This window comes from Lentzea sp. CC55 (assembly GCF_021056325.1).
In the GTDB taxonomy this organism is placed as follows: Bacteria; Actinomycetota; Actinomycetes; order Mycobacteriales; family Pseudonocardiaceae; genus Lentzea; species Lentzea jiangxiensis.
On sequence record NZ_JAJCXE010000022.1, the window covers coordinates 599,273 to 624,148 of the forward strand.

The 24,876-nt window shown below is 71.2% G+C and carries 23 protein-coding genes and 1 pseudogene; 11 read left to right on the top strand and 13 right to left on the bottom strand.

Going from position 1 to position 24,876, the window contains the following annotated elements; genetic code table 11:
* Positions 1-10 precede the first annotated feature (10 nt).
* Both L6E10_RS18710 and L6E10_RS18715 read right to left on the bottom strand, forming a co-directional pair.
* On the bottom strand, positions 11-871 hold the full coding sequence (locus tag L6E10_RS18710) for a TIM barrel protein (protein ID WP_236220772.1): 861 nt from the start codon (positions 869-871) through the stop codon (positions 11-13).
* 2 nt (positions 872-873) lie between these two features.
* Positions 874-1,869, bottom strand: coding sequence for a Gfo/Idh/MocA family oxidoreductase (locus L6E10_RS18715; protein ID WP_236220773.1), 996 nt, complete (start codon positions 1,867-1,869; stop codon positions 874-876).
* Positions 1,870-2,002: 133 nt separating this feature from the next.
* Here L6E10_RS18715 and L6E10_RS18720 point away from each other — a divergent pair, with 133 nt between their 5' ends.
* From L6E10_RS18720 to L6E10_RS18740, 5 genes are all read left to right on the top strand, one after another.
* Positions 2,003-3,004, top strand: coding sequence for a LacI family DNA-binding transcriptional regulator (locus tag L6E10_RS18720; RefSeq protein ID WP_236220774.1), 1,002 nt, complete (start codon positions 2,003-2,005; stop codon positions 3,002-3,004).
* Entirely contained in the window at positions 3,001-4,494 is a 1,494-nt protein-coding gene (locus L6E10_RS18725) for a CoA-acylating methylmalonate-semialdehyde dehydrogenase (RefSeq protein WP_236220775.1), read from the top strand. The genes L6E10_RS18720 and L6E10_RS18725 overlap by 4 nt, the downstream gene beginning before the upstream one ends.
* A gap of 313 nt (positions 4,495-4,807) precedes the next feature.
* Positions 4,808-5,170, top strand: a complete 363-nt coding sequence (locus tag L6E10_RS18730) for a hypothetical protein (RefSeq protein ID WP_236220776.1) — start codon at positions 4,808-4,810, stop codon at positions 5,168-5,170.
* A gap of 382 nt (positions 5,171-5,552) precedes the next feature.
* A complete protein-coding gene (locus L6E10_RS18735) occupies positions 5,553-5,819 on the top strand; it encodes a hypothetical protein (RefSeq protein ID WP_236220777.1) in 267 nt (88 codons plus the stop codon).
* The gene (locus L6E10_RS18740) at positions 5,816-6,325 is read left to right on the top strand and encodes a BTAD domain-containing putative transcriptional regulator (protein WP_236220778.1); all 510 of its coding nucleotides are present in this window, start codon (positions 5,816-5,818) and stop codon (positions 6,323-6,325) included. Before L6E10_RS18735 ends, L6E10_RS18740 begins: the two co-directional genes overlap by 4 nt.
* A gap of 46 nt (positions 6,326-6,371) precedes the next feature.
* On the opposite strand, the gene L6E10_RS18745 is transcribed toward L6E10_RS18740, so the two are convergent.
* Genes L6E10_RS18745 through L6E10_RS18755 form a run of 3 tightly spaced genes read right to left on the bottom strand, consistent with a single transcriptional unit; the run spans position 6,372 to position 9,370 of the window.
* Entirely contained in the window at positions 6,372-7,886 is a 1,515-nt protein-coding gene (locus L6E10_RS18745; protein WP_236220779.1) for a tripartite tricarboxylate transporter permease, read from the bottom strand.
* Complete coding sequence (locus tag L6E10_RS18750; RefSeq protein WP_236220780.1) at positions 7,887-8,405, bottom strand: tripartite tricarboxylate transporter TctB family protein; 519 nt, start codon at positions 8,403-8,405, stop codon at positions 7,887-7,889.
* The gene (locus tag L6E10_RS18755; protein ID WP_236221121.1) at positions 8,402-9,370 is read right to left on the bottom strand and encodes a tripartite tricarboxylate transporter substrate binding protein; all 969 of its coding nucleotides are present in this window, start codon (positions 9,368-9,370) and stop codon (positions 8,402-8,404) included. Before L6E10_RS18755 ends, L6E10_RS18750 begins: the two co-directional genes overlap by 4 nt.
* 130 nt (positions 9,371-9,500) lie before the next feature.
* Between L6E10_RS18755 and L6E10_RS18760 the strand changes: the two genes are divergently transcribed.
* Together L6E10_RS18760 and L6E10_RS18765 are read left to right on the top strand one after the other, a co-directional pair.
* Positions 9,501-11,039, top strand: coding sequence for an ATP-binding protein (locus L6E10_RS18760; protein WP_236220781.1), 1,539 nt, complete (start codon positions 9,501-9,503; stop codon positions 11,037-11,039).
* A complete protein-coding gene (locus L6E10_RS18765) occupies positions 11,036-11,707 on the top strand; it encodes a response regulator (protein WP_090102561.1) in 672 nt (223 codons plus the stop codon). The genes L6E10_RS18760 and L6E10_RS18765 overlap by 4 nt, the downstream gene beginning before the upstream one ends.
* On the opposite strand, the gene arfB is transcribed toward L6E10_RS18765, so the two are convergent.
* From arfB to L6E10_RS18795, 6 genes and pseudogenes are all read right to left on the bottom strand, one after another.
* Entirely contained in the window at positions 11,690-12,112 is a 423-nt protein-coding gene (gene arfB / locus L6E10_RS18770; RefSeq protein ID WP_236220782.1) for an alternative ribosome rescue aminoacyl-tRNA hydrolase ArfB, read from the bottom strand. The genes L6E10_RS18765 and arfB overlap by 18 nt on opposite strands.
* 687 nt (positions 12,113-12,799) lie before the next feature.
* Positions 12,800-13,258: pseudogene (locus tag L6E10_RS41215) on the bottom strand (SigE family RNA polymerase sigma factor); the annotation flags it as partial.
* 53 nt (positions 13,259-13,311) lie between these two features.
* On the bottom strand, positions 13,312-14,373 hold the full coding sequence (purM, locus tag L6E10_RS18780; protein WP_236220784.1) for a phosphoribosylformylglycinamidine cyclo-ligase: 1,062 nt from the start codon (positions 14,371-14,373) through the stop codon (positions 13,312-13,314).
* 30 nt (positions 14,374-14,403) lie between these two features.
* On the bottom strand, positions 14,404-15,909 hold the full coding sequence (purF, locus tag L6E10_RS18785; protein ID WP_236220785.1) for an amidophosphoribosyltransferase: 1,506 nt from the start codon (positions 15,907-15,909) through the stop codon (positions 14,404-14,406).
* Between the two features lie 137 nt (positions 15,910-16,046).
* The gene (locus L6E10_RS18790; RefSeq protein WP_236220786.1) at positions 16,047-16,352 is read right to left on the bottom strand and encodes a hypothetical protein; all 306 of its coding nucleotides are present in this window, start codon (positions 16,350-16,352) and stop codon (positions 16,047-16,049) included.
* On the bottom strand, positions 16,352-17,098 hold the full coding sequence (locus tag L6E10_RS18795) for a maleylpyruvate isomerase N-terminal domain-containing protein (RefSeq protein WP_236220787.1): 747 nt from the start codon (positions 17,096-17,098) through the stop codon (positions 16,352-16,354). The genes L6E10_RS18790 and L6E10_RS18795 overlap by 1 nt, the downstream gene beginning before the upstream one ends.
* A 95-nt stretch (positions 17,099-17,193) precedes the next feature.
* Between L6E10_RS18795 and L6E10_RS18800 the strand changes: the two genes are divergently transcribed.
* Positions 17,194-17,517, top strand: a complete 324-nt coding sequence (locus L6E10_RS18800) for a type VII secretion target (protein ID WP_236220788.1) — start codon at positions 17,194-17,196, stop codon at positions 17,515-17,517.
* The gene (locus L6E10_RS18805) at positions 17,514-19,484 is read left to right on the top strand and encodes an alpha/beta hydrolase (RefSeq protein WP_236220789.1); all 1,971 of its coding nucleotides are present in this window, start codon (positions 17,514-17,516) and stop codon (positions 19,482-19,484) included. Before L6E10_RS18800 ends, L6E10_RS18805 begins: the two co-directional genes overlap by 4 nt.
* Here the strand turns inward: L6E10_RS18805 and L6E10_RS18810 are convergent.
* Entirely contained in the window at positions 19,481-19,837 is a 357-nt protein-coding gene (locus tag L6E10_RS18810; protein ID WP_240010939.1) for a sterol carrier family protein, read from the bottom strand. The two genes, L6E10_RS18805 and L6E10_RS18810, sit on opposite strands and share 4 nt — an antisense overlap.
* 88 nt (positions 19,838-19,925) lie before the next feature.
* Between L6E10_RS18810 and L6E10_RS18815 the strand changes: the two genes are divergently transcribed.
* Together L6E10_RS18815 and L6E10_RS18820 are read left to right on the top strand one after the other, a co-directional pair.
* Positions 19,926-21,494, top strand: a complete 1,569-nt coding sequence (locus L6E10_RS18815; protein ID WP_236220791.1) for a hypothetical protein — start codon at positions 19,926-19,928, stop codon at positions 21,492-21,494.
* A complete protein-coding gene (locus L6E10_RS18820; RefSeq protein ID WP_236220792.1) occupies positions 21,491-23,185 on the top strand; it encodes a hypothetical protein in 1,695 nt (564 codons plus the stop codon). The genes L6E10_RS18815 and L6E10_RS18820 overlap by 4 nt, the downstream gene beginning before the upstream one ends.
* On the opposite strand, the gene L6E10_RS18825 is transcribed toward L6E10_RS18820, so the two are convergent.
* A complete protein-coding gene (locus tag L6E10_RS18825) occupies positions 23,180-24,823 on the bottom strand; it encodes a glycosyl hydrolase family 28-related protein (RefSeq protein WP_236220793.1) in 1,644 nt (547 codons plus the stop codon). The two genes, L6E10_RS18820 and L6E10_RS18825, sit on opposite strands and share 6 nt — an antisense overlap.
* Between the last annotated feature and the right edge of the window lie 53 nt (positions 24,824-24,876).

The following is a 24,876-nucleotide window of genomic DNA, read 5'->3' on the forward strand; positions in this document are numbered from 1 at the left end:
TCCAGTCCCTTCAGAGGATCCTGCTGAGGTGCGCAAGGCTGCGCGCGGTGTCCTGGAGTGGCTTGTCCACCGGACTTCCGTGCTCGAGCCGGGTGTCCTGCTCGAGCACGAACCAACCGGTGTAGCCCGCCTCTTGGACGGACTGCACCAGTGCTTCCACGTCCACGTCGCCGTCCCCGAGCGGCACGTAGATGCCCCGTTCCACGGCATCGGTGTAGCTGAGCTCGCCGCTGCGCACCTTCGCCGCGATCTCACCACGCACGTCCTTGAGGTGCACGTGACCGACGCGGTCCGGGTGGCGGCGCGCCAGCTCGACCGGGTCCGTGCCACCGATGAGCAGGTGGCCGGTGTCCAGGCAGAGCGGGAGATCGGAGTCCGCGAGGAACCGCTCGACCTCCGCCTCCCGCTCGACGTGGGTGCCCACGTGCGGGTGCAGCACGGTGCGCAGACCGTGCTCCGCGGCGATCTCGCGGATCTTCGCGCAGGTGTCGACGAGGGTCTTCCACTCGTCGTCGGTGAGCTTCGGCGTCTCGTCGTAGCCGTCCAGCCCGGTCGCGGCGGCGAGGACGAGGACCTCGGCGCCACCGGCCCGCAGGATCGCGGCCACGCGGGCGGCTTCGTCCAGGGTGGACCGGACGTCGGTGTGCAGCGTGACGGCGAGGAAGCCGCCGACCAGCGTCAGCTCGTGCCCGCCCAGCAACGCCTTCAGGGCTTCGGGGTCCGCGGGCAGGTAGTCGGGCGGGCCGAGCTCCGTGGCGGTGAGGCCCAGGGAGCGCATCTCGCCCAGCACCGTCTCGGACGGGAGCACCTCGCCCCAGCCCGGTACCTCGCACACGCCCCAGGAGATCGGTGCCCCAGCGATCTTCGCCATGCCTAGTTCCCCTCGATCCTCACCGGTGCGCCGCTGCGGCGCGACTGCTCACAAGCTTCTGCCAGGCGAAGACTGATCAAACTCTCTCGCGCCGGGGACGGATTCGCGACCTCGCCCCTGATGACCTGCGTGAACAGGTTCATCTCGTTGACGTACGCGCGGTGGAAGCGCTCCGGGAAGCCGGGGTAGGCGTCCGCGCCGGCCACGTGACCGCCGGGTTCGAGCGAGTTCAGCGGGGTGCGCGGGTCGACGCCCGCGACGAGCGAGTCCTTGCTGCCCATGACCTCGATGCGGTGGTCGTAGCCGACCGGGTCGTGGCGTCCACCGGCCAGCGTGGCGTGCGCGCCGCCCGCGAACTTCAGCAGCACGACGGCGTTGTCGACGTCGTCGGCGTCCGCGAACGCCTGGTGCACCAGGACCGAGCCGCTCGCGTAGACCTCGACGACCGGCTCACCGACCAGCCAGGGCACGCAGTCGAGGTCGTGGATCAGCAGGTCGCGGAAGATGCCGCCGGACGCGGGCAAGTAGGAGAAGTCCGGCGGGTTCGCGTCGTTGCCGATGGCCCTGACCAGGTAGATGTCACCGACCTCGCCCGCCTTGATGCGGCGGTTCAGCTCGTAGATCGCGGGGTCGAAGCGGCGCTGGAAGCCCACGAGCACCTCGACACCGGACTTCTCGACGTCCTCGACCAGCGCGGTCATCTCGGCGACGTCGCTCGCGATCGGCTTCTCGCACAGCGTGGGAACGCCCCTGGCGATGGCCGCGCGCAGCATCTCGGGGTGGGTGTTCGTCGGGGTCGCCAGCAGGACGCCGTCGACGCCGCCCAGCAGCGCGTCGAGGTCGTCGACCGCCTTGGTCCCGGCGAGCTCCGCCGACGCCTGCGCTGCGCGACCGGGCACCGGGTCGAAGAGGAGGACCTCGTCGACCCCGTCCAGTGCGGCGAGGTTGGTCGCGTGCATGGTGCCGATCCTGCCGACACCCGCTACTCCGATCCGCATCGCAGGTTTCCCCTGTTCATGAGCCTGATGTGTTAGAGCGCTCTATTGGTTGGAGCGCTCTAATGCTGTAGCTTGCGTCACACGGGTGTCAAGGGTGCGTTTCCTGCCCGTGACGTGAGGGGAGGTGTTGCCGGTGGTCAGGCCGACGATGGAAGACGTCGCCCTGCGCGCGGGGGTGTCGCGCGCACTGGTGTCACTGGTGATGCGCGGCTCGCCCAAGGTGAGCGAGCTGCGGCGCACCGCTGTGCTGAAAGCCGCGGAGGAGCTGGGGTACTCCCCGCACGCCATGGCGAGGTCGCTGGCCTCGCGCACGTCGACAGTCCTGGGCGTGATGGTGTCCGACCTGCACAACGCGTTCTTCGCCGAGGTCGTGGACGGCATCGACGAGGTGGCCCGCGAGCAGGGGTTCGACATCATCATCAACACCGGCGGCCGCTCGCCCGCCCGCGAACGCCGGGCCCTGGAGTCGCTGCTGTCGTTCCGGCCCGCCGGGCTGGTGCTGCTGTCGCCCGTCGTGCCGGCGACCGCCATCGGCAAGGCGGCCGAGCAACTGCCCGTCGTGCTGGTGGCGCGGTCGTCACGGGTGTCCACCGTGGACACGGTGAACGACGACGGCGAGACGGGCGCCCGTCTGGCCGTCGACCACCTGGTGTCGTTGGGGCACAAGCGCATCGCTCACCTGGACGGCGGTGAGGGGTCCCAGGCCGGGCCGCGCCGGCGCGGGTACGTCGCCGCCATGGAGTCGCACGGGCTCGTGCCCCAGGTCGTGTCGTCCGAGTACACCGACGCGGCGGGCGCGCGGGCGATCCGCGGGTTGATCGAGGACGAGGCTCTGCCCACGGCCATCCTGTCCTGCAACGACTTCAACGCCGTCGGCGCCATCTCGGCCCTGGAGGACGCCGGGCTGCGCGTGCCCGCCGACGTTTCCGTCGTGGGGTACGACAACACGTCGCTGGCCGCGCTGCGCCACGTCTCGCTGACCACGATCGACCAGCCCCGTGCCGAGTTCGGGCGGCTGGCCGCTTCCGCGCTGCTGCAACGGGTTCGTGACGGCCGCACCGAACCCGTGCGCCATCTGCTGAACCCCTCTCTAGTCGTACGGACCACGACAGCTCCCCCAGGAGGACCGCGTTGAGCACCATCCCCCACTGGATCGACGGCGCCCGCACCGCCGGGGTGTCGTCCCGGACCTCTGACGTCTTCGACCCCGCCACCGGGGCGGTCGCCGCGCGGGTCGCGCTCGCCGAGCAGGCCGACGTCGACCTCGCCGTCTCGTCCTCGCTGAAGGCGGCCCGGTCGTGGTCGGAGTCGTCGCTGTCGACGCGGTCGCGGATCCTCTTCGAGTACCGCCACCTGCTGCACACCCACCGCGACGAGCTCGCCGCGATCATCACGTCCGAGCACGGCAAGGTGCTCTCGGACGCGGCCGGTGAGGTGCAGCGCGGCCTGGAGGTCGTCGAGTTCGCGTGCGGCATCCCGCAGCTGCTCAAGGGCGAGCACTCCGAGCAGGTCTCGCGCGGGGTCGACGCCTACTCGCTGCGGCAGCCGCTGGGCGTCGTCGCGGGCATCACGCCGTTCAACTTCCCCGTGATGGTGCCGATGTGGATGTTCCCCGTCGCCATCGCCTGCGGGAACACGTTCGTGCTGAAGCCCTCCGAGCGCGACCCGTCTGCGTCGGTGCGGCTGGCCGAGCTGTTCCAGGAGGCCGGCCTGCCCGACGGCGTGCTCAACGTGCTCCATGGCGACGCCTTCGCGGTCAACGCCCTGCTCGACCACCCGGACGTCGCCGCGGCGTCGTTCGTCGGCTCCACCCCGATCGCGCGGCACGTGTACTCGCGCGGCACGGCGGCCGGCAAGCGCGTGCAGGCCCTCGGTGGCGCGAAGAACCACATGGTCGTCCTGCCCGACGCCGACCTCGACGTGGCCGCCGACGCCGCTGTCTCCGCCGGGTACGGCTCCGCCGGCGAACGGTGCATGGCGATCTCGGTGGTCGTGGCCGTGGGGTCCGCCGGGGACGAGCTGGTCGCGAAGATCGCGGAACGGACCCGCGAGCTGCACCCGTCCGTGCTGCCCGGCACCGACCCCTCCGCGCAGATGGGCCCGCTGGTCACCGGGGCGCACCGGGACCGCGTGCGGTCCTACGTGGACGCGGGCGAGGCCGCGGGCGCGTCCCTGGTCGTCGACGGACGGGGTCACGCGCCGGAGGGCCACGAGGACGGCTTCTGGCTGGCGCCGACGTTGTTCGACCACGTCACGCCCGAGATGACGATCTACACCGACGAGATCTTCGGGCCGGTGCTCTCGGTCGTGCGCGCCGAGACGTTCGAGGACGCCCTGGAGCTGGTGAACGCCAACCCGTACGGCAACGGCACCGCGATCTACACCGGCGACGGGCTCGCCGCGCGCGAGTTCCAGCGGCGGGTGCACGTCGGCATGGTCGGGATCAACGTGCCGATCCCCGTCCCGATGGCCTACTACTCGTTCGGCGGGTGGAAGGACTCGCTGTTCGGCGACACGCACGTGCACGGAGCCGAGGGCGTGCGGTTCTACACGCGAGCCAAGGCCGTGACGGCGCGGTGGCCGCAGCAGCACGGCGTGAACCTGGGCTTCCCGACGCACGGCTGATCCGTTCGGAGCAACGGCCGTCTCCCCGCGAGGCGGCCGTTGTCGTACCTGGTACGAACCAATCGAAGAGCGAACAACTCGCTGATCTGGACCGACGAACTAAGCGAACGATTGTCCTGCTTGAAATTCCCGCGGTTCGCCGATCATGGAATAGCAGTGCGCGGATCATCGGCTCGACAAAGACGCTGGACACACAGGTAGTATCCGCGTTCACAGCCGAACAACTCTCCTTCTTTCTCGCGGGCAAGCCGCTGCCCGTTACAGATGTCGCGGGAAAGGGAGAGGAACGCCGCAAGCAGGAGGATCGACCACGATGTCGCCCAGCGAGGACGACAGTCCGTTCGCGACGGCATGCCGCGCCGCCACCGGTCGCGAATTCATCCGCGCTCTCGACGCGTTGCGCAGATCCAGGGAGCTGTCGTTCCGGCAGGTGTCGGACAACGCCGGCGGCCTGGTCCTGGCGAAGAGCTCCGCGCACGCGATGTGCACCCTTCGGATGCCGAAGCACGAGGAAGCGCTGAGAGCCTTCCTGACCGGCTGCGGTGAGCCGGAGGAGGCGCAGGAGCTGTGGGTCGGGCAGTGGCGGCGCGTGACGGCCTCCCGCGCCAACAGGAGGCCGCACCCCGCTGCTCAGCTGGTCCAAAGCTCGGCCAGGGGCTTCTCACCACCGGAGTAGCATTCCGGCGTCCGCGAGCCTAACGCCGTACTCGGGTTACGACCAGACAGTTGGACGACATTGGACGTTGTCGTTCCGAACAATTGTCCCCGGACGTGGTCAGAAGCCGATGAGAACATGCCAAAAAGTGGACATTTGGACGCCGTTGGACGGCTTTGAACGCCGGTGGACGGCACGCGGGAAAATCTGGACGACGATTCGGTTGGCAATCACCCGTGTGAGTGACATGCTCGTGGTCGAGCCGCTCTGTCGCACAGTCCGCGGCAACGCCAATTGACCGCGCAGACGATTTCCGGCATCCGGCTTTTCGTTGTTCTGCCAATCAGCTGGTCCACCCGGCGCACGGTGACGCCTGCGCCGGGCCCCACCCCAGGAGTCTCGGATGACCACGACCCCCTACAGCGGGGCTCTGCACCCCCGCCGGCGGTGCTCCACCTCCGGATCGAGCACCGTGCTGCTCGCAGCGCTCGCCTTCCCCTTCACCGGCTGGATGCTCGGGCAGGGCCACTCGCCGGTCGCCGCCATCGCCACGACGAGCGCGGTCCTGGCCGTGACGGTCGCGCTGGGCGGCAGCCGGCCGCTCACCGCGAGGTTCGGCCCGCTGCCGCCCGCCGGTCCGATGGTGATCTGGCAGGAAGAGCAGCGATGACCTACCCGGAGGGCGATCCGCTCGAGCGCCTCAACCGGCTCTGGTCCCAGCTCGTGTCCGGTCTGTCCCGGCCGGGCAGGCGGGCGGAGGCGATCGCCGCGTACCGCGAGGTGAGCGCACTGCTCACCACCGAGCTCGGCATCGGGCCCGACCCGGTGCGGCCGCTCGTCGCGACGTCGACCGCGGAGCTGCGGGCCGCGACCGAGGCGGAGTTCGTCGAGCTGCTGCGGACGATCCACGCGCGGTCCGGGCTGACGCTGCCGGAGCTGTCGCGGCGGGCGGGGCAGGTGCTGCCGCGCAGCCAGGTCTACTCGCTGCTCAAGCGCGCCAGGCTGCCGACGAAGCCCGAGCAGGTGCGGACGTTCGTGACGATCTGCGGGCTGCCGGAACCGCAGGTCGCCCGCGTGATGGAGCTGTGGGCGACGTTGCGCGAGCAGACCGAGCTCGCCGTGAGAGGGCCCGAGGACGACAAGCCGTTCGCGATCCTGATCGTGCGCAGCGCATGAGAAAGCCCCCGCCCGGTTCCTGGGCGGGGGCTTGCACACGACGCGTTCAGGCGTCCATCTTCTCACGCTCCGGCGCGGCGGCCGCGGCGGGGGTCTTCGGCAGGAACTTCCTGATCAGCGGGAAGAACAGGATCACCAGGATGACGACGTAGACGATGACCGCCATCGGGCTGTTGACCAGGCCGGTCAGCGAACCGTCGGAGAGCTGCAGCGAGCGCCGCATCTGCTGTTCCGCGGCCGGGCCGAGGATCACGCCGATGATCGCGGGCAGCACCGGCAGCCCGTAGCGGCGCATGCCGAAGCCCAGCAGGCCGATCACGAACATCAGCAGCAGGTCGAAGATGTCCGCGTTGACCGCGTAGGCGCCGACCGAGGCGAAGAACAGGATGCCCGCGTAGAGGTACGGCCGCGGGATGCGCAGCAGCTTCGCCCACAGCGGGGCCAGCGGCAGGTTCAGGACCAGCAGCAGGGTGAGGCCGATGAACAGCGACGCGATCAGCGCCCACACCAGGCCGGACTCGCGCTGGAACAGCAACGGGCCGGGCTGGATGCCGTACTGCTGGAACGCCGCGAGCATGACCGCCGCGACCGCCGTGGTGGGCAGGCCCAGGGTCAGCATCGTGACCAGGGTGCCCGCGGCGGAGGCCGACGCCGTGGACTCCGGGCCCGCGACGCCCTCGATCGCGCCCTTGCCGAACTCGTCCTTGTGCTTGGAGAGCCGCTTCTCCGCCACGTAGGACAGGAAGGTCGGGATCTCCGCGCCGCCGGCCGGGATGGCGCCGAACGGGAAGCCGATCGCCGGGCCGCGCAGCCACGGCTTCCAGGTGCGCTTCAGGTCCGCCTTCGACAGCCACGGGCGGCCGACCGGGATCGGCTCGAACGGCTTGCGGCGCAGGTGCGCGGCCACCCACAGGGCCTCGCCGACCGCGAACAGCGCCACGGCGACCACGACGATGTCGATGCCGTCGGCCAGGTGCAGCGAGCCGAACGTCAGGCGCTGCTGACCGGTCATCTCGTCCAGGCCGACCAGGCCGAGCGTCAGGCCGATGAGCAACGACGCGAAGCCGCGGATCCGCGAGGCGCCGAGCACCGAGGTGACGGCGATGAACGCGAGCACCATGACGGCGAACAGGTCCGGTGCGCCGATGTCGACGGCGTGCTTGGCGACGAACGGGGCCAGCAGGACGATCAGGATCGTGCCGATGATGCCGCCGGTGAAGTGGCCGATGGCCGCCGCGGCAAGCGCTTGCGCACCCCGGCCCTTGCGGGCCATGGGATTGCCTTCGAACGCCGCCACGACCGCGGCGCTCTCACCCGGCGTGTTGAGCAGGATCGACGTGGTCGAGCCGCCGAACATGCCGCCGTAGTAGATGCCCGCGAACATGATGAACGCGCCGGTCGGCTCCATGCCGTAGGTGACGGGCAGCAGCAGCGCCACCGCCATGGCCGGGCCGATGCCCGGCAGGACGCCGATCGCGGTGCCGAGCAGCACGCCGACGGCGGCGAGCAGCAGGTGCGTCGGCGTCAGCGCGGTGGCGAAGCCGTCGAGCAGTTGTTCCACCTAGAACACCTCCATCAACGGGCCACCGGGGAGCGGGACGCCGAGCAGGTTGTTGAACATCACGAACGTGAAGATCGAGAGACCGGCCGCGATCAGCGGGTCGCGCACCAGGTTGCGGCTGCCGAGCGCGTAGGCCGCGCCCCAGAACAGGATCGCGCCGGAGATGGGGAACCCGACCACGCCGATCAGGGCGGCGTTCGCGAGGAAGGCGCCGCACAGCAGCAGGACCGTGCGCCAGTCGGCGGGGGCGGACAGGTCGACGTCCTCGCCCGCCTCGGCCTCGCCCCTGCCGCCGCGCAGGACGTCGCGGGCCAGCAGCGCGGCGACGACCAGCAGCAGCGAGCCGACGAGGATCGGCACCGCCTTCGGGCCGACGGGACCGCGCTGGGCGAAGTCGGTGGGGATGCGCAGCGCGTCGGTGAGCACCAGCACGCCGAGCACGACCAGCAGGGCGCAGATGCCCAGCTCGGAGTGTTCGCGGAGCCAGCTCCCGCGCTCCGGCTTCGTCACGGTCGTCATGCCAGCCCCAAGTCCTTGAGCACCGTTGCCACCCGCTTGTTCTCGTTGTCCAGGAAGGTCCCGAACTCGTCTCCCGGCGCGAAGGCGTCCGTCCACCCGTTGCGCTGCAGCGCTTCTTTCCACTGCGGCGTCTTCTGCAGGTTCTGGAAGACCTCGACCAGCTTCGCCCTGTCGGTCGGCGAGATGCCGGGCGGAGCGACGATCCCGCGCCAGTTGGTGAACTCGACGTCCACACCGGACTGCCGCAGCGTCGGCGCGTCGATGCCCTCGATGCGGTCCCCGCTCGTCACCGCGAGGACCCTCAGCGTCCCGGCCTGGATCTGGTCGCGGTACTCGCCGACGCCCGAGACGCCGAACGCGACCTTGCCGCCGAGCACCGACGCGAGCAGCTCGCCACCGCCGTCGAACGGGATGTAGTTGACCGTCTTCGGCTCCAGGCCCACGGCCTTCGCCATCAGCATCGGCGCCAGGTGGTCGGGACCGCCGGGAGCCGAACCGCCGCCGACCGTCACGGTGCCGGGGTTGGCCTTCCAGGCGTCGACGAGCTGCTGCATCGACGTGTACGGCGAGTCCTTCGCCACCACGACGATGTCCGGTTCCTCGATCAGCTTCGCGATCGGGGTGGTGTCGAGCAGCGAGTTCGGCGACTTGTTCGTGTACACCGCGCCCACGACGCCCAGGCCCATCGACATGATCAGCTTGCCGTTGCCGCGCTCACCGACCGTGCGCCCGAGCCCGACCGTGCCACCCGCGCCGGGGAGGTTGAACACCTCGGCGTTGCGCAGCAGGTCCGCGTCCTCCATGGCCTTCGCCGCCGTACGGGCCGTGATGTCGTACCCGCCGCCGGGCGCGTTCGGCACCAGCACCCGCAGCGCGCGCACCTGGTTCGTTTCGCCGCTGTCCGCACCCGGCGTCAGCAGCGGTGGCACGAGCAGGACGGCGAGCAACGCCGTCGCCACCGCCACCCACACCTTCACCGACACTGTGATCCCCGCCTCTCGTCCGCGTGGTTGGACATGTTGCACTCGTGTAAACCTGGATGTCGCTCTTGCGCTTTTAAGGTTTCTTTCGGTCTTTCTGGTCACGGGAGGTGACATGCGCCGCCGCCGTTCCCTGGCCAGCCAGCTCCTCGCCTGGCAACTCGTAGTCGTCACGTTGCTGCTGGTCGCGGTGGGCGCGCTGACGGTCGTCCAGACGGGGAACAACTTTCGCTCCAACGAGGAACGCCGGATGCTGGCGGTCGCCGAGACGGTGGCCGCGAACTCGCTGGTCCAGGAGCGGATGGGCAACTGGCGCGAGCTGTCCGCGCCCGCCGAGACGGCCCGCAGCCTGTCCGGCGCCTCCTACGTGCTGATCCTCGACGACCGGCGGCTCGTGATCGCCTCGCCGGACCCGGCGCAGATCGGGTCCACCCTGGACACGAGGACGACCGCGCTCGAGGGCCGGTCCTGGACGGGCACGGCAGGCGACTCGATCGAGGCGCACGTGCCGGTGTTCGACCCGGTCAGCCGCAGGGTCAACGGCATGGTGGTCGCGGGCGCGGAGGACCCCGGCGTCTTCGCCGGCGCGCTGGAGCAGCCCGTCGACGTGCTGCGCTACCTGGCGATCGCGTTGATCATCGGCGTCACCGGCTCCCTGCTGCTCGCGCGCCGCGTCAAGAACCAGACGCTCGGGCTGGAGCCGCACGAGATCACCGCGCTGGTCGAGAACCGCGAGGCGTTGCTGCACGGCATCCGCGAGGGCGTCGTCGGCCTCGACGGCCAGAACCGGATCACGCTGGTCAACGACCACGCGAGCGACCTGCTCGCGCTGCCGGAGGACTCGGTCGGCCGCTCGGTCGAGGAGCTGGAGCTCAACGACCGGCTGCGCGACGTGCTGACGGGCCGCGCGACCGGCGTCGACCAGCTCGTGCTGCGGCAGGGCGTCGTGCTGACGTTGAACCGCATGCCGATCGAGGGTGGCGAGGGCGCGGTCGTGACGCTGCGGGACCGCACGGAGCTCCTCGCGCTGCAGCACGAGCTCGACGCCTCGCAGCACGCGACGGACACGTTGCGGGCGCAGGCGCACGAGTTCGCGAACCGGCTGCACACCATCGCCGGCCTGATCGCGCTGAAGGAGTACGACGAGGTCACCCACTACATTCACCAGATCAGCTCGGCGCAGGACCAGTGGCGGACCGAGGTCGGCTCGGCGATCGGCGACTCCGCCGTGGCCGCGCTGCTGATCGCCAAGGCGTCGCTCGCGGCCGAACGCGGTACGGCGCTGCGGCTCGCCCCGGACAGCGTGCTGGGCAGGGTCGACGAGGCGTTGTCGGCGGATCTGGTGATGGTGCTGGGAAATCTCGTCGACAACGCGCTGGACGCGCTGAGCTCGTTCAGCTCCGACGGCGCGGGGAAGTGGATCGAGGTGGGTGTGGTGCAGCTGGACGACGAGGTCCAGGTCGTGGTGCGCGACTCGGGTCCGGGCGTGGCTCCGGAGCTCGCGGAAGAGGTGTTCCGGCACGGCTTCACGACCAAGGCGGCGTCGCACGGCGAACGCGGGATCGGGCTCGCGCTGATCAGGCGGGCCTGCCTGCGCCGAGGCGGTTCGGTGAGCGTGTCCGGGTCGGTCTTCACGGCAAGGCTGCCCTGGTGATCCGGGTGCTGGTCGTCGACGACGACTTCATGGTGGCCAAGGTGCACAGCGGGTACGTGGCGCGCACCGAGGGGTTCGAGGTCGTGGGCGTCGCGCACAACGGCGCGGACGCGCTGCGGCTGGTCGCGTCGCTGAAGCCGGACCTGGTGCTGCTCGACGTCTACCTGCCGGACGTGAACGGGCTCGAAGTGCTGAAGTCGTTGCGCGCCAACGAGGACGTGGACGTCATCGTCATCACCGCCGCGACGGACGTGGACACCGTGCGCAGTGCGATGCGCGGTGGCGTGCTGCACTACCTGATCAAGCCGTTCGACCACTCGGCGCTGCGCGACCAGCTCGCGCACTTCGCGGCGCTGCGGGAGAAGCTGCGCGGGCTCGCCTCGGCCGGGCAGGCGGACGTGGACCAGGTGTTCGGTGCGCGACCGACGTCGAAACCGTTGCTGCCCAAGGGTTTGACGCCGGAGACGGCGCGGCTCGTCGAGGGTGCCCTGAGGTCGCGCCCGGAGGGCTTGTCGGCGTCGGAGTGCGCCTCGACGACCGGCGTCGCGCGGGTGAGCGCGCGCCGGTACCTGGAGCACTTCGTGTCGACGGGACGGGCCGAGGTCCGGTTGCGGTACGGCGGAACCGGCCGCCCCGAACGGATCTACGCGTTAGTCCCAGGAGCCTGAACGGCCGCGCTTGGTCTCCGCACGCCGCTTCTTCCCGGCGATGCGCCGTTCCTTCGAGCCCTTGGTGGGCTTCGTCGCCCGGCGCACCGGCGGTGGCGGCGCGGCGGCGGCCCGCAGGACCGCGGCCAGGCGCTCGCGGGCCGCGGCGCGGTTCTGCAACTGCGCGCGGTGCTCGGACGCGGCGATCGTGAGCACGCCGTCGACGAGCCGGCCCGCCAGCCTGTCGAGCATCCGGGCCTTGAGGTGATCGGGGATCGACGGCGAGGCAGCCAGGTCGAACGAGAGCTCCACACGGCTGTCCGCCGTGTTCACCCCCTGCCCGCCCGGCCCACCTGACCTGGAAAAACGCTCGCGCAACTCGGACGCCGGCACCACCAGCGTCCGAGTCACGGTCACGTCGTTCATGCCTCCAGGTTAGAAGGTGAGGCCCGGCAGTGTCGCGATCTTTATCAGGGCGTCCCTGCCGAGGACCGGGGTCGGCCTGCTCGGCGCGGAGTTCCAGTCGGACAGGCCGGGGACGTCGGGGACGAACGCCCCGAGGTTGGCGCTGCGGATCTCGACGTACGTGCCGTCCGGGCGGTACGCGCGCACGTCGTGCGCCAGCAGGCCGTCCTCGCGGCGCGCCAGGCTGGACCGCACCTCGATGCCGTCGACGTTCTCGATCCGGCAGTCCGCGCCCTCCTCGGGCAGGCACGCGGGGGCCTTCGCGCCGGGATCGCGGTGCAGCAGGATCGTCAGGGCGCTGGAGCCCTGCGCGTCCACCAGCAGCGCCGCCGCCTGACGCCTTCCGTCGCGTTCGAAGAACTGCAGCGCCTTCGCTCCCGGCACGTCCTCCGCCTTCACGCCCGGCGGGACGACTCCGGCATCGCGCAGGATCACCGTGAGCCGGGCGTTCCGGTCGAGGACCGGGGCCGCTTCGCTCACCCGGTTGCTGCTCGCCTTCTGCGGCGACGCCAGGTAGCCGGCCGTGCCGAACCCCGCCAGCAGCACGAACGCCAGCGCCCCCGCGATCGCGGTGCGGCGGCGCACCAGCTTCGTCCGGCCCTTCCGGATCACCTCGGAGGTGTGGATCCGCGACACCGGCTCGTCCAGCAGCAGGTCGCGCAACGCGGCGAGCCCCTTGGCGGCCTGGCTCTTCACCGTGCCCTCCGTCCTGCCGAGGATGCGGGCGGTCTCGGTGATGCTCAGGTCCTCCCAGTACCGCAGCACGACGACAGCGCGCTGCCCGGCGGGCAGCGCGTTGAGCGCCTCACGCAGGTCCAGGTCGGTCGTGGCGTCCACGACCGCGCCCTCGGGCACGGTGTCGACGATGCGTTCGCGCTGGAAGAAGCCGCGCCGGGTCTCGTCGATGGCGGTGCGCACGAGCACCTTGCGCGCGTAGGCGTCGACGCTGTCCTTGCGCACGCGCGACCAGGCCACGTACATCTTGATCAACGCCTGCTGGACGATGTCCTCCGCGCGGTGCCAGTCGCCGCACAGCAGATAGGCCGTGCGGCGCATGACGAGAGCGCGTGCGTCGACGAACTCCCCGAACTCGCGGTCCCGGTCCAAGTGCCCCTCCTCGGTCGCCGCTTGGTACGCGACGACCGGTTCAGGAGGTTGCCTCAGAAACGCGGGTGGTCGCCGACGAGGGCGGCGCCGCCCTCCTCGGACTTCGTGATCTCGCCGAGCACCCACGCCGGGACGTGGCGGGCGGTGAGCACGGCCAGCGCGCGGTCGACGTCCTCGGGCGCGACGACGGCGACCATGCCGACGCCCATGTTGAACGCCTTCTCCATCTCCTCGCGCTCCACGCGGCCGCGCTGGGCGATGAGCTGGAACACCGGCGCGGGCGTCCAGGTGCCGCGGTCGAGCTGCGCGTGCAGGCCCTGCGGCAGCACCCGGGCCAGGTTCGCGGCGAGGCCACCACCGGTGACGTGCGAGAACCCGCGGACCTCCGTCTCGGCGATCAGCGCCAGGCAGTCCTTGGCGTAGATCTTCGTCGGCTCCAGCAGCTCCTCGCCGAGGGTGCGGCCGAACTCCTCGACGTGGCCCTCGAGCGGCATGCGCGCGATCTCCAGCAGCACGTGCCGCGCGAGCGAGTAGCCGTTCGAGTGCAGGCCGGACGAGCCCATCGCGATCACGACGTCGCCGTCGCGGACCCTGTCCGGGCCGAGCAGCTTCGACTGCTCGACCACGCCCACGCCCGTGCCGGAGATGTCGTAGTCGTCGTCGCCCATCAGGCCGGGGTGCTCGGCCGTCTCGCCGCCGAGCAGCGCGCAGCCGGCCTGGACGCAGCCCTCGGCGATGCCCTTGACCAGCGCCGCGATCTTGTCGGGGACGACCCGGCCGACCGCGATGTAGTCCTGGACGAACAGCGGCTCGGCACCGCACACGACCAGGTCGTCGACGATCATGGCGACCAGGTCGATGCCGACCGTGTCGTGCTTGTCGAGCGCCTGCGCGATCGCGATCTTGGTGCCGACGCCGTCCGTCGACGAGGCCAGGATGGGCTCCTTCCAGCGGTCGAGCTTGAGCTGGAACAGGCCCGCGAAGCCGCCGATGCCGCCCAGAACCTCGGGCCGGTGCGCCTTGGCCGCCCACGGCTTGAGCTTCTCCACCGCCTCGTCACCTGCGGCGATACTGACTCCGGCGGCGGCGTAGGTGGCCTTGGCGCTGTCGGTCACGTCAACTTCTTCCACTTGGATATCGGGTGCCTAGGGACGACGCAGGGCGTCTTCGGCACCATAGCCGTTCGGCAGGACGGGAGCCGCCGAGCCCGAGACACCCTTGAGGCCCTCGAGCAGGTGCTTGCCGATGAGCGCGTCCTGCGGGAGCTCGATCGGGTACTCGCCGTCGAAGCACGCCGAGCACAGCCGCGTCTTGGGCTGCTCGGTGGCCGCGATGAGCTGCTCCAGCGACACGTAGCCCAGCGAGTCGGCGCCGACCGACCGGCGGATGCCGTCGTCGTCCAGGCCGTTCGCGATGAGCTCGGCCCGCGAGGCGAAGTCGATGCCGTAGAAGCACGGCCACTTCACGGGCGGCGACGCGATCCGGACGTGCACCTCGAGGGCGCCCGCCTCGCGCAGCATGCGCACGAGCGCGCGCTGGGTGTTGCCGCGCACGATCGAGTCGTCCACGACGACGAGCCGCTTGCCGCGGATGACGTCGCGCAGCGGGTTCAGCTTCAGCCGGATGCCGAGCTGGCGGATGGTCTGCGACGGCTGGATGAACGTCCGGCCGACGTAGGCGTTCTTGACCAGCCCCGACCCGTACGGGATGCCGCTGGCCTGCGCGTACCCGATCGCGGCCGGCGTGCCGGACTCGGGCACCGGGATCACCAGGTCGGCCTCGACCGGGTGCTCCTTGGCGAGGCGGCGGCCGATCTCGACGCGGGTGGCGTGCACGCCGCGCCCGGAGATCGTCGTGTCCGGCCGCGCCAGGTAGACGTACTCGAAGATGCAGCCCTTGGGCTCGGGCGTCGCGAACCGGGTGGACCGCAGCCCGTCCTCGTCGATCGCGATCAGCTCACCGGGCTCGACCTCGCGCACGAAGCTCGCGCCGACGATGTCGAGGGCGGCGGTCTCGCTCGCGACGACCCAGCCGCGCTCCAGCCGGCCGAGGACCAGCGGGCGCACGCCGTGCGGGTCGCGCGCCGCGTACAGCGTGGACTCGTCGGAGAAGGTCAGGCAGTACGCGCCCTTGACCGTCGGGAGCAGCTCCAGGGCGGCCTGCTCGATGCCCTTGTCGGCGGCCGCGTGCGCGAGCAGCGCGGTCAGGATGTCCGAGTCGGTCGTGGCGCCGTTGCGGCTGGTGATGCCGAGGGCCTTGGCCTTCTCCAGCAGCTCGGCGGTGTTCACGAGGTTGCCGTTGTGGCCGAGGCTCAGCCCCGATCCCGCGGCGGTGGTGCGGAACGTCGGCTGGGCGTTCTCCCAGGTCGTGGACCCGGTGGTGGAGTAGCGGCAGTGCCCGACGGCCACGTGGCCCTTGAGCGACTGCAGGACCTGCTCGTCGAACACCTGGCTGACGAGCCCGAGGTCCTTGAAGACGACGACCTGGGCCCCGTCTCCGACCGAGATGCCGGCCGCCTCCTGACCGCGGTGCTGCAGGGCGTAGAGGCCGTAGTAGGTCAGCTTGGAGACGTCTTCACCGGGAGCCCAGACGCCGAAGACGCCGCACTCCTCACGGGGTTCCTGTTCGGACGGGGAATGGTCGTCGACCACCGAATTGGCTCCCTCACGACGGGGCTGGCTGCGCTTCCGAGTGTATGTGGCGCAGGGGGCCAACCACCCCCATCAGACCCCTGGTGAGGTGATGAAGCTCATGCCCGCGGGAGCGGACCGGCACCCAGGCCGCCCCGTCAGGCCTTCTTGCAGCCGGTGACCTGGGTGCGGGTGGAGATGTGCTTCTCATCGACCCGTTGCTGCGCGACGTGGCACACGACCTCGTCGCCGACCGCCACCGGACCCGAGAACTCCCTCGCGAGGACCCGGCCCGAATACCAGTCGCTGATCATGGCCCTCGGCTGCTCCTGCGCCAGCACGAGCTCGTAGCCCTCGGAGTCCGCCTTGGTGACCTTGAACCTGACGTCGCCCTCGAACTTGTCACTGCCGCCGCACGCGGTGACCGCGAGGCAGCACGTCAGGACGACCGCGAGCCCGCGCATCAGTGCCCCCTTCCGACCTGCAGGACGTCCAGCACGCGCCGGTCGCCGGTCATCTCCCGGTAGTTCATCCGGTTCCACAGCCAGAAGTAGACGAGCTCGGCCTCACCGGTCACCTGCGCGTCGCCCTCCTCGCCGGGGGCGGCGGCACGGATCCGCGGCGCCTCGTCCGGGGCCAGGGAGATCAGCCACGACTCCGGCACGTCGGCCGGCCGCACGACGGCGCTTCCCGACACCATGTTCGGCACGTCGCCGTCGAGCTTGGCCGCGACGATCGTGGTCAGCACCTCGTCGATGCCGTCCACGCACAGGTCGGCGTCCGTGGCCACGACCTGGCGGACGACGGTCTGGGCGTCGAACCGGCGCAGCACCGTCTCGTGCGCGATCCGGCGGTGCCACACCCACGCGAGGTCGGGCGCCGCGGGCGAGAACGTCCAGACGGGGCGGTTGCCCGGCACGGCGGTGAGGACCTCCGCGGCGGCGGTGATCTGCAGGTCGAGGTACTCGAGCGGCGCCAGGCCGGCCCGCGGCTCCGGCGGCCGCATCGCGGTGCGGCTGCCGGTGCGCAGGTACGGGGTCGAGGTCTCGAGGAAGCGCCCGACGTGGACGACCAGGTCCCCGACGGTCCAGCCGGGGCGGGTCGGCACCTCGGCCGCCGGGTCCGCCTGCACCACCGCCTTGCGGAACATCTCCGCCTGCTCGACGAACACAGCGGTCCACCGCTCGGCCGTCCACCCTGTCTGCACCATGAGCGACATCGTGCCCGAAACGTTCATCGCACGAGGGGGGAACCGGCCATGATGTGACTGCGTCGCAGTGACCGAGGACCAACACGGGGGTGGCGATGTTCGGCGTTGAGCCAGAGCTGCTGCGCAACGCGTCCAAGGAGTTCGGCAACGGCTCCGACGCGGTGCGGGAGGCGGCCGAGATGATCTCGATGCTGCGGCTGGACCCCGGTGCGCTGGGCGAGGTCGACGGCGCCGCCGAGTTCGCCGGCGCGCTCGCGGAGTTCGTCGGCAAGCACGCCCAGGACCTCCAGCGCGGGTCCGCCTGGATCAACGACGCCGCCGAGGGCCTGGTGTCGAACGCCGACGCCTACCAGCGCACGGACGAGGACCACGCGGCGGTGCTGAAGAAGCTCTTCTCCGGGTTTGGGGGCGGCAAGTGAGCTACACGGACCCGGAGAGCCTGTACGGCAAGCTCGCCTCGGGCGACGCCGGCCGGATCGCCGCCGCCGCCGACCCCATCACCGGCGCGATCAGCGCGGTCGGGCGAGCCGGTGAGTCGGTCGCCAGGGGCGGGAAGACCGCGGTCGGCGGCTGGGTCGGCGACACCGCCACCCGGTTCACCGCGCGCGCCGAGCTGTCCGCCACCGCCGCCAAGGCCGCCGTCGACCGGCTCGGTGCCGGCGTCGACATCGTCCAGGCCGCCTCGCGCGCCTACAGCCAGATGCGCGGTGCCGCCGACCAGGCCATCGGCGTCTGGCGCGGCCGTCCGCCCGGCCTGGACGCCGAGCAGACCCGTCAGCTCGCCCAGCAGGTCAACGAGCACCTGACCAAGGTGAAGGCGGGGTACGACAACGTCCTGCGCTCGTACGCGAGCGCCCTCACCAGGATCCCGCCGGGCTTCGAGCAGTCCGCGCGCACCGACAGCGGCTGGAGCCGTGCCGCCGAACGCGCCGGCGCCTCCGGCCCGCTGCCTCCCGTGCCGCCGCCGGGCAGCGACCCGAAGGCCGTCGCCGACTGGTGGAAGTCGCTCAGCCCCGCGCAGCAGGAAGCGCTCAAGAACACGAAGTACCAGGAGCTCGGGCAGCTCCGCGGCCTGCCCGCCGACGTGCTCGACTTCGCCAACCGCAAGCGGATCCCCGAGGACGCGGCGCGGTTCAACGCGGAGAAGGACCAGCTCAAGCAGCAGTTGGCCGACCGTGCGCGCGAGTTGGGCGTCGACCCGGACTCACCGGAGGGCCAGCGGGCGCTGCGCAACGACGCCCAAGGCTCGCAGCTGATGTCGCAGTACGACGAAGCCGCGCGCCGGGCGAAGAACGCGGACGACGCGGTCGGCGCGTTGGGCAAGGCCGACTCGCTGAGCGACGAGAACGGCAAGAAGGCGTACGTCCTCGCGTGGAGCCCGGACGGCGCCGGTGCCAAGGAAGGCGCGATCGCCGTCGCGTTCGGCAACCCCGACACGGCGGAGAACGTCGCGGTCTGCGTGCCGGGCACCACGTCCAAGCTCAGCAGCTTCGGCCTCGACCAGGCCGCGAACCTCAGCGGCGAGATGGGACCGAACGGCGCCGCGATCCAGTGGCTCGGCTACGACGCGCCGGAGTTCCTGCCCGGCCAGGTGAACGACCCGGAGCAGGCCCGCGAGGGTGGCGCGATCCTCGCGAAGGACGTCGAGGGCTACCGCACGACCAACCCGAACGCGCACGTCACGGTCGTCGGCCACAGCTACGGCAGCACGGTCGTCGGCTACTCGGCGATGGACAACGGGCTCAAGGCGGACGACATCGTGTTCGTCGGCTCGCCGGGCGTCGGCGCGTCCAACGTGGACCAGCTCTCGGTCGGCGCCGGGCACGTCTACGTCGGCGGCACGGAGCACGACCCGGTCATCCAGGCCACCAGCGGCGACTGGTTCACCAAGGACGGGTCGTCCACCGGTCCCTACGACTCCTCGTTCGGCGCCAAGACGTTCGGCACGTCCGGCGAGTCGTGGATCGGGCACGCCCACTCGTCCTACTACGACAAGGGCACCGAGTCGCTCGGCAACATCGCGAAGATCGCCAACGGCGAGGGCGGCAGCGTCACCGAGCAGCGCTGGCAGGACGCCCCCACCCCGCGCGAGGTGCCCGGTTCCGACCTGCCGGTGGCGGGCCCGGTCATCGACTGGGGCGTCAACACCGGCAAGGAGGTCGCCGACATCGGCGAGGACGTCTGGCGCGGTGGCGGCCAGGTCGTGGACGACATCTCGAACGGCCGCTGGGGCGACGCGGCGGGCCACGCGGTGGACACCCTCGGCGAGGTGGCGAGCGACGCGGGCGATGTCGTGGTCGACACCGTCGGCAACGCGGTCGAGCTGGGCCGCGACGTCGTCGAGGGCGTCGGCGGCGTGGCGAAGACGATCGGTTCCTGGTTCTAGTCCGGGTCCTGGAAGCGCACGACCGGCAGCAGGGGTGAGAGGTCGGCACGGGTCCCCGACGCGGTGACCCGGCCGTCCAGGGCGTCGGCCCACTCGAGGCTGCCGGTCGCCAGTTCGAGCCACGTGCGGGCGTCGGTCTCGACGACGTTCGGGGGCGTGCCGCGGGTGTGGCGCGGGCCCTCGACGCACTGCACGGCGGCGAACGGCGGCACGCGCACCTCGACGCTGCGGCCGGGCGCGATCTGCTCCAAGGTGCGCAGGCTCAGGCGGACCGCGGCGGCGAGCACGGAGCGTTCCGGCTGGTCAGCCTCACCGCGCAGCCACGGCAGCACGGCCTGCACCGCTGCGCGCATCTCGGCGGGGTCGACGGCTCTGGCTGGCACGCCGCCCACATTAGCGAAGGGCCAGCGGCGCTCTCGGGGCTGTTGGTATATCTGAACGGTGATCAGGAACTTCGCCGTCGTCGGCCCTGGGCAGGCGACCAGGGAGCGGCTGACGGCCGCTCTGGCGGCGGCACCGGACATCTCGGTCTACCGGATCGGGCGGGGTGCGGACCCGTTGCCGGTCTCGGCCACGTTCGACCCCTCCGACCAGCCGGGGTGCCGGAGCCTGCTGGACTGGTTCGAGCGCGGGGCGCCGTCGGGTGCGGTGCTGCTGGTGGACGACTGGGCGCTGTGCGCGGAGTTCGACCGCGGGCTGGAGCGGACCGTCGAGTGGATCGCCGCTTTCGGGCCCGCGCAGGGGGTGCAGGTCGTCGTCACCGCGCGGAAGTGGGCGGACGTCCCCGGCCGCCTGCGGCGCCGGTTGCACGGCGAGGCCACGGACTTCCTGGCGCTGCACGGCATCGAGCCCGACCTGAGCAACAAGCACCGGCACCGGGACCTCAGGGTCGCCGTCGGGTCCGACGACCGCGGCTGGCCGGTGTACCTGCACGTCAGCGTGGACGGCGACGGCTACCTGGGTGCCTACGTCGGTCCGCCGGCGCAACGGGAGCAGAAGGTGCTCACCGCGTTGCTGGGGTTCATGGTCACGCACTCGCCGGCGGACCTGAACATCGGTTGCGTCGACATGGCGGACATCGGCGTGTTCGACGGCCTGGAACACGCGCCCCACATGGCCTTCAGCCTCACCGGCGGCGACAGCGCCGAGACCTTCGAGCGGTTCGGGCAGGGCCTCCAGGGCGAGATCGCCCGGCGTCAGGAGCTGTTGCGCGCGGCCGGGGGGTGCCGCGACTTCCACGACTACCGCGCCAAGGTGCTCGCGGGTGAGGACCTCGAACCGCTGCCCGCCCTGCTGGTCTGCGTGGACAGCGCGGAGGTGGTGCTGCGGCGGCACCCCCGCTTCGCGGACGCCTTGAACACCATCACGAGCGCGGGCCGCGTCCTGGGCGTCTACGTGCTCCACTCGGGGGACTCGTTCCCCGAGGGGTTGCGGGCGTCGGTGAGGTCGGAGTGGCCCTCCGGGGTGCCGCCGCACGACCTCGAGGAGTGGGCCGACGTGCTCCCCCGGGCGCTGGCGGGGTCCGGTTCGCCCGCCCGCCCGATCGTCCCGCCGCCGTTGCACGACAGCGGGAAGGAGCTCAGGCTGAGCATGCTGCCGCCAGGGGGCATCGGCATCGTGGACCTGCCGTTCGAGCAACGCCTCGCGGTCATGATCGTCCACTTCGACGAGCACCGGCGGCACGGCGCCATCGTCGGCGGTCCGGGGACGGGCAAGAGCACGACCCTGCGCACCCTGGCGACCGTGCTCGGGGACGAGGTGCACAGGTACCAGCTGCTCGACGGCCCCGGCGAGCCGATCGACCCGGAGCGCCACGTCGTCGTGACCGCGCGGACGTGGGACGAGGTGCCGCGGTTCATCCAGGACAGCCTGGCGTTCGCCGTCGAGTTCCGGCTCGACGACCCGGCCACCTCGAAGTTCGCTCCGCACCGCGCGGCCTTCGTGCCGGACCGGCCCGGCTTCTGCCTGTCCTGGCCCGACCTCCAGCAGGCGCGGATAGCGCTGCCGTGAACCACCTCGCGCTCATCGGACCGGCCGCCCTCGTCACGCGCCGCCTCGCGGGGACGCAGGGCGTCTACCGCATCGGGCGGGGCGCCCTGCCCGGTGTCGCGGTCACCTTCGAACCCGGTGACGAGCGGCGGCGGCAGAACCTGCTGGCGTGGTTCGAACGGGGCGCGGAGCCGGGCGCGACGCTGCTCGTCGACGACTGGAAGTACTGCAGCGACACCGATCCCGGGCTCGCCGACTCCGTCCGCTGGATCGCCGCGGCGGCGTGGAACGTGCGGGTGGTCGTCACCGCGCGGTCGCTCGACGAGCTGCCGGACCGGGTGCCGCTGCGGGTCGAGGTGCTGGACTTCCTCGCGCTGCACGGGATGACCCGCTTCACCAAGGCGCTCTCGTGGAAGGGGCGGTGGTGGAAGGTCCCGGTCGGCGTGGACCCCGGCGGGGAACCGGTGGCGGTGCCGCTCACCCACTTCGCCGACGGGAAGTGGCGCACGGGCTCGCACCTGAGCCCCCCCGCGCGCGGGACGTTCCGGAGCCTGGTGCTGGGGCTGATGACCACGCACTCGCCCAAGCTGTTCCAGGCGGTCTTCATCGACGCGCACGACACCGACGCGTTCGCCGGGCTCGACCGGGCTCCGCACGTGGTGGCGCACCACCGCGACGCGGTGGGGGATGCCGCCCGGATCGCGGCCGGGCTCCGCGCGGAGTCGGAACGCCGGCTCGAGGTCGTCGGCAACACGTGGACGATCTTCGACCACCGCGGCTTCGACCAGGTGCTGCCGCAGCTGCTGGTCTGCGTCACCGGTTTCGCCGACCTGGCGGCCACGGAGCTCGGCGAGGCACTCCTGGCCATCGCGCGGGACGTCCGGCAGTCCGGGATGCAGCTGCTGCTCGACGCACCGCACGACGTGGCCCGGCCGATCGGCGACTGCGAGGTGCCGGCGAACCTCGACGAGGCGGCGGAGTCGTTGCCGCGGTCGATGCGCGAACCCGAGCCCGTCCCCGACTTCGCCACCCTGCACGAGGCGCCGGCCCACTCGTGGCGGCCGCGGCCGGTGGAGCTGCAGTACCGGGTCCCGGTCGGGGTGGACGAGCACGGGCAGCCGGTCGAGATCGACCTGAAGTCCCAGCACCTCCAGGACGGGATGGGGCCGCACGGCGACGTCGTCGCACCGGACGGGCGCCGGGCGGAGGGCATCCGCGCGCTGGTGCTCGGCCAGATGCTGCGGCACTCACCGCAGGACCTCCAGGTCGTCCTGATCGACTTCCACGGCGAGGGGATCTTCGCCGGCCTGGACGGCGCACCGCACGTGCGGCACGGCATCGTCGACCTGCTCGCGGACCACGAACTGCGCACCGCGGCGCTGGCCGACGCCCGCCACCGCACCATCTGGGAGCACCGGGCGGCGGGGTTCGCCCTTCCCGAGCTCCTGGTCTGCGTCGACGGCGTGCACGGGCTCCTGGCGGAACGTCCGGAGTTCGCGGAGGTCCTGGCCACCCTGGCCGCCGCGGGACGGACCTACGGCCAGCACCTCCTGCTGTCCGGCACGACGCCGAGCGAGTACGCGTCGTTCCGGCTGGAGCTCACCGGCACCGGCTGGACCAGGCGGATCGGGCGGTCGGTGGAGGCGGTCGTGTTCCCCACCGACCTCAACGACGTCGTGTGGTCGTTGCCGATCAGGATGGCCGGGTCATGACCGGCGCAGCTGCCGTTGCGCGTCGTACAGGTTGCGCGGCGTCACGTCCGTCGTGCCGTACAGCTCCAGGCGCGAGTTCAGCTCGCCGGTGAAGTCCGGCTTGTCGACCTGACCGAAGTCGCGGACCTCGGAGATCGCGACCGTGGCGCTGCACGGCGCCACCTGGTCGATGCGGACGTTGCCCGCGCGCTGGTTGGTGACGGTGACGTTCCAGTGCGCGAACCGGGCGCCGTACAACGGACCCGCGTTCGCGCTGCCGCCGTGCGCACCGACGTTGTTGATCGTGATCTCGGTGCGGACGTTGGCGAACGGCAGACCGCGGTGGGTGTCGAAGACGTCGTGGTCCATGCGGCCGCGGGTCCAGACGTTGCCGCACGACAGGCCTTCGACGTTCAGGCCGTGGTTGCCCGCGCCCGCCTGCGAGGGCTCGGACGGCGCCTCGATCACGAACCCGTCGGTGAGGTTGTCGTGCGACTGCTCGCGCGTCGCGTACGCGTGGTGGTGACCACGGCCGGAGACGCGCGTGTTCAGCAGCGAGATCCCCTTGGAGGACACCAGGAGGAAGCCGTTGTCGACGTCGTGGACGTGCACGTCGTCGGCCCAGCAGTCCCACGCGCACTGGAACGCGAGGCCGTTGTACCCCTTGTCCTGCAAGTGCTTCGGCGTCGGAACCTCGACCATGTCGATCCGGATGCCCTCGACGCCGGCGCCGGTGACGACCGGCGCCATCGTGGTGAGGCGCGGCTTCCACTCCGGACGGATCTCCAGCGGCAGCGGTTGCGCGAGCTTGACCCTGTTGCCCCGCACCCACTCCACGCGCACCGGCCACAGGAACGGGAAGTAGGACAGGAGCTTGTCCTTGTCGTCCCACCGGTAGGTGGACGTTCCCGCGACGTCGCCGCACATGTGTCTGGGCAGCGAGTAGCCGTCGTCGTCCAGGCGCAGCAGCACGCGCTGACCGGCACGCAGCTCCCGTCCGTCCTCGACGGTCACCACGAACGCTCCGCGCGCCGCGGAGCCCGTGACGGCGGTGAGCGTCTCACCGGCCTCCAGCTCGTTGCCGGTCCAGCCCTCGAACGGCCACTTCCTCGCCTTGATCGCGTCGACCAGCGGCCGGTAGCGGTCGCGGTGGCAGACCCACACGAGGCCGCCCGACCAGCTCCACGCCGAGTTCTCCGAGCCGTAGCGGCTGCGGTTGACGCCGACGATCTCCTCCAGCGAACGGGTCGCGTAGAAGGTCGTCTTCGCACTGCCCGCGCCGCGCAGCACGACGTTGTCGTAGCCGATGCGGATGATGTCGTCGATCCGGTACCGGCCCGGCGGGACGAGGACCGTGCCGCCGCCCAGCGCGCCGACGAACTCGACCGCCCGGTTGATCGCGGCCGAGGCGTCGGCCGAGCCGTCGCGGCGGGCTCCGAAGAACAGCACGTTCGCCAGCACGGGCCTGCGACCGGGTTTCTCACCGGTCCGGTAACCGGCGTAGGCGACGTTGGGGATCTGCGGGTGGTCGTACGGGTTCGCCACGAACTCCGACCACAGCGAGGCGGGGGACGCTGCCGAGGCAGTCCCCGCCGTCACTGGCGAGCCGACCAGCGCGACGCCTGCGGCCAGCAGGAACCGTCGTCTGTCGATGTTCATTTCGCCGTCTCCAAGGGGTCTTGGCCACGGCGGCGGTGGTCAGATCAAACCAG

What these genes read in the sequence shown, in the direction of transcription:
- L6E10_RS18710 (WP_236220772.1), bottom strand. Translation starts at nt 871, where the DNA reads ATGGCGAAGATCGCTGGGGCACCGATCTCCTGGGGCGTGTGCGAGGTA.
- L6E10_RS18715 (WP_236220773.1), bottom strand. Translation starts at nt 1,869, where the DNA reads ATGCGGATCGGAGTAGCGGGTGTCGGCAGGATCGGCACCATGCACGCG.
- L6E10_RS18730 (WP_236220776.1), top strand. Translation starts at nt 4,808, where the DNA reads ATGTCGCCCAGCGAGGACGACAGTCCGTTCGCGACGGCATGCCGCGCC.
- L6E10_RS18735 (WP_236220777.1), top strand. Translation starts at nt 5,553, where the DNA reads ATGACCACGACCCCCTACAGCGGGGCTCTGCACCCCCGCCGGCGGTGC.
- L6E10_RS18740 (WP_236220778.1), top strand. Translation starts at nt 5,816, where the DNA reads ATGACCTACCCGGAGGGCGATCCGCTCGAGCGCCTCAACCGGCTCTGG.
- L6E10_RS18750 (WP_236220780.1), bottom strand. Translation starts at nt 8,405, where the DNA reads ATGACGACCGTGACGAAGCCGGAGCGCGGGAGCTGGCTCCGCGAACAC.
- L6E10_RS18760 (WP_236220781.1), top strand. Translation starts at nt 9,501, where the DNA reads ATGCGCCGCCGCCGTTCCCTGGCCAGCCAGCTCCTCGCCTGGCAACTC.
- arfB (WP_236220782.1), bottom strand. Translation starts at nt 12,112, where the DNA reads ATGAACGACGTGACCGTGACTCGGACGCTGGTGGTGCCGGCGTCCGAG.
- L6E10_RS18790 (WP_236220786.1), bottom strand. Translation starts at nt 16,352, where the DNA reads ATGCGCGGGCTCGCGGTCGTCCTGACGTGCTGCCTCGCGGTCACCGCG.
- L6E10_RS18795 (WP_236220787.1), bottom strand. Translation starts at nt 17,098, where the DNA reads ATGGTGCAGACAGGGTGGACGGCCGAGCGGTGGACCGCTGTGTTCGTC.
- L6E10_RS18800 (WP_236220788.1), top strand. Translation starts at nt 17,194, where the DNA reads ATGTTCGGCGTTGAGCCAGAGCTGCTGCGCAACGCGTCCAAGGAGTTC.
- L6E10_RS18810 (WP_240010939.1), bottom strand. Translation starts at nt 19,837, where the DNA reads ATGCGCGCAGCGGTGCAGGCCGTGCTGCCGTGGCTGCGCGGTGAGGCT.
- L6E10_RS18825 (WP_236220793.1), bottom strand. Translation starts at nt 24,823, where the DNA reads ATGAACATCGACAGACGACGGTTCCTGCTGGCCGCAGGCGTCGCGCTG.